Raw genomic sequence first — 4,208 nt, 5'->3', positions numbered from 1 at the left:
TCATCCTGGCATTTTACGCCGCAGAGCGGCGGGGAATCGACCCGCAGGGATTGAATCCGTCAGCACAGAACGCCTATCAATTTTGGGTGCGATCATCCATGATCCGTGCTTTGAGCATCATTGGAGCAGGCGGTATCTAGAAGGGCAAGTCTGTGCCATTGACGATGTCCGCGCGTTAAACCTGAATCCCTGCTATCTCAACTTATTAGAGAGTCTAAACTTAGAGAGTCTAAACGTTCGGGCAAATCTGGTGTTGCCTATCCTACAACAAAATCGGTTGTGGGGATTGCTCGTCGCCCACCACTGTCAAGATGCTCGCGCATGGCAGCCTTGGGAGATTGAACTGCTTAAAAAACTGTCTGCCCAACTGGCGATCGCCATTCAGCAATCTGAGTTGTACTACCACCTGCAATCAGCCAATCAGGAACTGGAGCGTCTCGCCAATCTGGATAGCTTGACCCAGTTGGCCAATCGTCGCCAGTTTGATCGCTATATCACCCAAGAATGGCTACGGCTGAAACGGGAAAAACAACCGATTGCGCTGCTGCTGTGCGATATTGACCACTTTAAGCAGTACAACGACACCTATGGCCATCAAGCCGGAGATGATTGCTTGCGGCAAGTCGCAGAGGCCATCACGAGTGTCATCAAACGGCCTGCCGATCTGGCCGCTCGGTATGGGGGCGAAGAGTTTGCTATTGTCTTGCCCAACACCAATCTAGAGGGAGCGATTGAGGTAGCAGAACAGCTTCAAACCGCCATGAACCGCCTTTATATTCACAACAAAGACGTATACCTTACGCTCAGCATTGGCATTGCATGCATGATCCCCCCCCTGCATTCAGCATCGGATCGGTTGATTACAATGGCCGACCAAGTCCTCTACCAGGCAAAAACCGAAGGGCACGATCGCTACTGCGCTTGGCAACAGAATTCATAACGCAGGCGATCGCCTATCCTCACTGAATTCTGACATTTTTTGAGCATTTAAGTTAAAGTGGTAGTGACTACATTCTAGAGTGGTCTAAACCCAGAGATAAGCCATAGCAAGGACGTATTCCAGAATTTCGATCATGAGTTTTGGGGCTTCTGGACATATGGCAGGCGAGGTTGCAACTCGATACGATTAAATTATTTTGAGCCTACAAGCCAAAGGCGTAGGTTCAAGTTAGGGCACATGTGCTGTCGATGCTGGAGTGGGAGCTTCAAAGTGATAAAGCTCGGTACAACACGAGTGAGTCATTAAGTTCGACCTTAGGCGTTGGCGACCATTCAAAAGGCTACCCCAGTGATTCCGAGAGTAACAGTTATGCAAAATGAGGCCATCGTTAAGAAACCTATTCAAACGTTAGAGGATGCCCTGGATCGCTGCCAGACTTTAGGAATGCGTCTGAGCAAGCAGCGTCGCTTCATTTTGGAATTACTTTGGCAAGAGAAAGAGCACCTATCGGCTCGCGAAATTTACGATCGCCTCAATCGCCAAGGTAAAGACATTGGGCATACCTCGGTCTATCAAAATCTAGATGCCCTATCGGAGCAGGGGATCATTGAATGTATCGAGAAATCCGACGGTCGCCTCTATGGCAACATTAGTGATCCCCACAGCCATGTCAACTGTCTCGATACGAACCAAATCCTAGACGTGCATATTCAGCTTCCTGATGAGATTCTGCGTCAAGTTGAAGAACAAACGGGCGTCAAAGTCACCAATTACACGATTGATTTCTTCGGATACCGTCAACCTTCTGACACTAAACCCTCTTAAGTCAAAAACTCTTAAGCATTCCTTTGATGCCATTCCGTCGCGCGTTGCCGAATAGCATTCCGTTCGCTATCAGGCATTTTGTCTAAATTCTTGAGGATAAAGCTCATCCGCCCTTGAGATTGGAGCCTTCCCCGATGGCGATCAAGGAAGTCCCAGTAGAAAGTGTTAAAGGGGCAAGCATGTTCTCCGGCGCGATCGCCCTTGTCATAGGCACAGCCCTTACAGTAGTCGCTCATCTTGTTAATGTAGTTGGCAGACGCGGCATAGGGTTTGGATGCCAACATACCTCCGTCTGCAAATAGCCCCATGCCAATCACGTTAGGTTGCATCACCCAATCATGGGCGTCGATAAATGCCGCATGAAACCAAGACTCCACCTCCTGCGGCTTCAGTCCGGCAATCAGGGCAAAATTTGCCAACACCATCAACCGCTGAATGTGGTGAGCATAGCCAGTCCGTTCCACTTGGGCCAGAGTTTGGTGCAGGCAGTTCATGTCTGTTTGGCTGGCATCCCAAAAGAACTCCGGCAAGGGATGCTGATGCTCAAACCAGTTTCGCTGGGGATAGTCTGCATCGGTGTAATGGTACAGACCGTGCATATACTCCCGCCAACCCAATACCTGTCGAATAAAGCCCTCCACACTGTTTAGAGGAAAATCCTGATCGTGAAACGCCTGCTCAACGGCATCTAGCACCTCCATTGGATGGAGCAATCCCAAATTGAGGTAGGGAGACACCAACGCGTGCCACATCGTATCTTCCCCCGTCACCATAGCGTCCTGGTAGGGGCCAAACGTTTCTAAGCGAGTTTGGATAAAGGTGTCTAAGACCTGAAGGGCTTGGGTGCGCGTTACAGCCCAATGAAAGGGTTCAATTTGACCGTAGGTATTTACAGCCGTTTTGACCCGCTCGATCACGGATTGAGTCATTTCGTCTGGCTCAAACCATTGCGGCTTAGGCGTGTTCAACGTTCCCTTGGGCGGCTTGCGGTTCTCCTTATCCAAGTTCCACTGTCCGCCGATGGGGTCTTGCCCTTCCATCAGAATTTGGAAGCGTTTGCGGCCTTCACGATAGAACGATTCCATCAGAAGACGTTTGCGATCGCCCGCCCACTGCCGAAACTCGTCCCGACTCCACAAGAAATGATTGTTAGGCAGAATGGTGAGGGTGCAAGGCAGATCCAGGGCTTCCAGCATGGTCTGGAAGGGGCGATCGCTCGGTTCCATCACCCGCAGTTCGGTAATTCCTTCTGCCTGAATCCAAGCCCGCAACGGTGTTAAAAAATCATCCTCCACAGCATAGGTCACAGGCCAACCCTCAGTGCGGAGTTCGTCGGCAAAGTGCCGCATCGCCGACCACACCAGGACTAACTTTTGGGCGTGATACCGTCGTTGCCGCGCATAGTCCAATGATTCAATCAACAGAACCGGATATTGATCATCGCAACTCTTTAAAGCCGACTGCCCAGCCCAAAGCTGATCCCCCAGCACCCAAACGCCAACGGTCATTCGCCCTCCCCGGTCGCACCTTTCTGCATCAAAAGCTGAATTCCTAAGGCAATCAGCCCCAGAGTTGCAATGGTAAAGATGGCGGTCCCCAACGTGCTCATCCCAATCACCAGAGTCCGAACGGCGATCGCAATATTCACCGCAATCCGTCCACTCGGTAAGGGCTTTTGAGCAAAAGAGTTGGCAATCGAGTGGGTTAATAGGTAAAGCCCATAGGCAATCGGCCCTGAAATCAAGGCTCCCGTAAAGCATCGCTGCGGGGTGGGGGGCACGTAATTAGGATCCTCAGAGGCTGAAGTCTCGGATTTAGAGGGGGTCGGATCGCTCATCGTTACCTCAGGCATATGCGTATCGTCCATTCCAAGCCTAGCGTGATTCAGACAAAGGCTTGAGGGTCTTAAGCAATTTGAATGCCGTGGCTGATTGTCTGAGCCACCCAAATGCCTAGATCCGGATCGGAGATGGCTGCCCGAAGTTGGGTTTGCAGGTGCTGCGCCTGTTCTGCTGAGGCGGCTAGCGCAAACACCGTTGGCCCTGACCCCGACATCATCACCCCCAAACTATCAAAGGACTGAAGCGTAGTTTTCAGGTTTGCCACTTTGGGATGAGCCGGAAGCACCACTTTCTCTAGATCATTGTGCAGGAGTTGACCAATTTCCGCCCCCTCCTGACGCGCGATCGCCGACACAATTGCACCTGCATGGACTCGCTGTCGCCGTTCGTTCAAGTTTTTGGGATCGGAAATGTACGTGTCACTAAACTGCTCCCGATAGGTGCGATACGCCCACGGTGTCGATACGCTAAGGCTGTGATACTTTGCCAACACCAGATACAACGAATCTAACGTGGGAAGCGGATCAAGAGACTCCCCCCGTCCGGTGGCGATCGCCGTGCCGCCGCCCACACAAAACGGTAAATCAGACCCTAGTTCAGCC

5 protein-coding genes are annotated in these 4,208 nt (G+C 51.4%); 2 read left to right on the top strand and 3 right to left on the bottom strand.

The window, feature by feature from the left end; translation table 11 throughout:
* Both IGR76_03960 and IGR76_03955 read left to right on the top strand, forming a co-directional pair.
* On the top strand, nt 1-940 hold a 940-nt coding region (locus IGR76_03960; protein ID MBF2077679.1), incomplete at its 5' end, for a diguanylate cyclase.
* A 369-nt stretch (nt 941-1,309) separates the two neighbouring features.
* The gene (locus IGR76_03955; protein ID MBF2077678.1) at nt 1,310-1,765 is read left to right on the top strand and encodes a transcriptional repressor; all 456 of its coding nucleotides are present in this window, start codon (nt 1,310-1,312) and stop codon (nt 1,763-1,765) included.
* An 11-nt stretch (nt 1,766-1,776) separates the two neighbouring features.
* Here IGR76_03955 and IGR76_03950 read toward each other — a convergent pair whose 3' ends face one another.
* From IGR76_03950 to IGR76_03940, 3 genes are all read right to left on the bottom strand, one after another.
* Complete coding sequence (locus IGR76_03950) at nt 1,777-3,273, bottom strand: cryptochrome/photolyase family protein (GenBank protein MBF2077677.1); 1,497 nt, start codon at nt 3,271-3,273, stop codon at nt 1,777-1,779.
* Nucleotides 3,270-3,602: a DUF3082 domain-containing protein gene (locus IGR76_03945; protein MBF2077676.1), complete on the bottom strand. Its 333-nt coding sequence runs from the start codon at nt 3,600-3,602 to the stop codon at nt 3,270-3,272. The genes IGR76_03950 and IGR76_03945 overlap by 4 nt, the downstream gene beginning before the upstream one ends.
* Nucleotides 3,603-3,670: 68 nt before the next feature.
* The coding region (locus IGR76_03940; protein ID MBF2077675.1) for a 4-(cytidine 5'-diphospho)-2-C-methyl-D-erythritol kinase at nt 3,671-4,208 on the bottom strand (538 nt) is incomplete at its 5' end.

The sequence above is a fragment of the Synechococcales cyanobacterium T60_A2020_003 genome, assembly GCA_015272205.1.
Lineage (GTDB): Bacteria > Cyanobacteriota > Cyanobacteriia > RECH01 > RECH01 > JACYMB01.
Note: the sequence above shows the minus strand (reverse complement) of the source record. Positions and strands in the feature narration are given on the sequence as shown.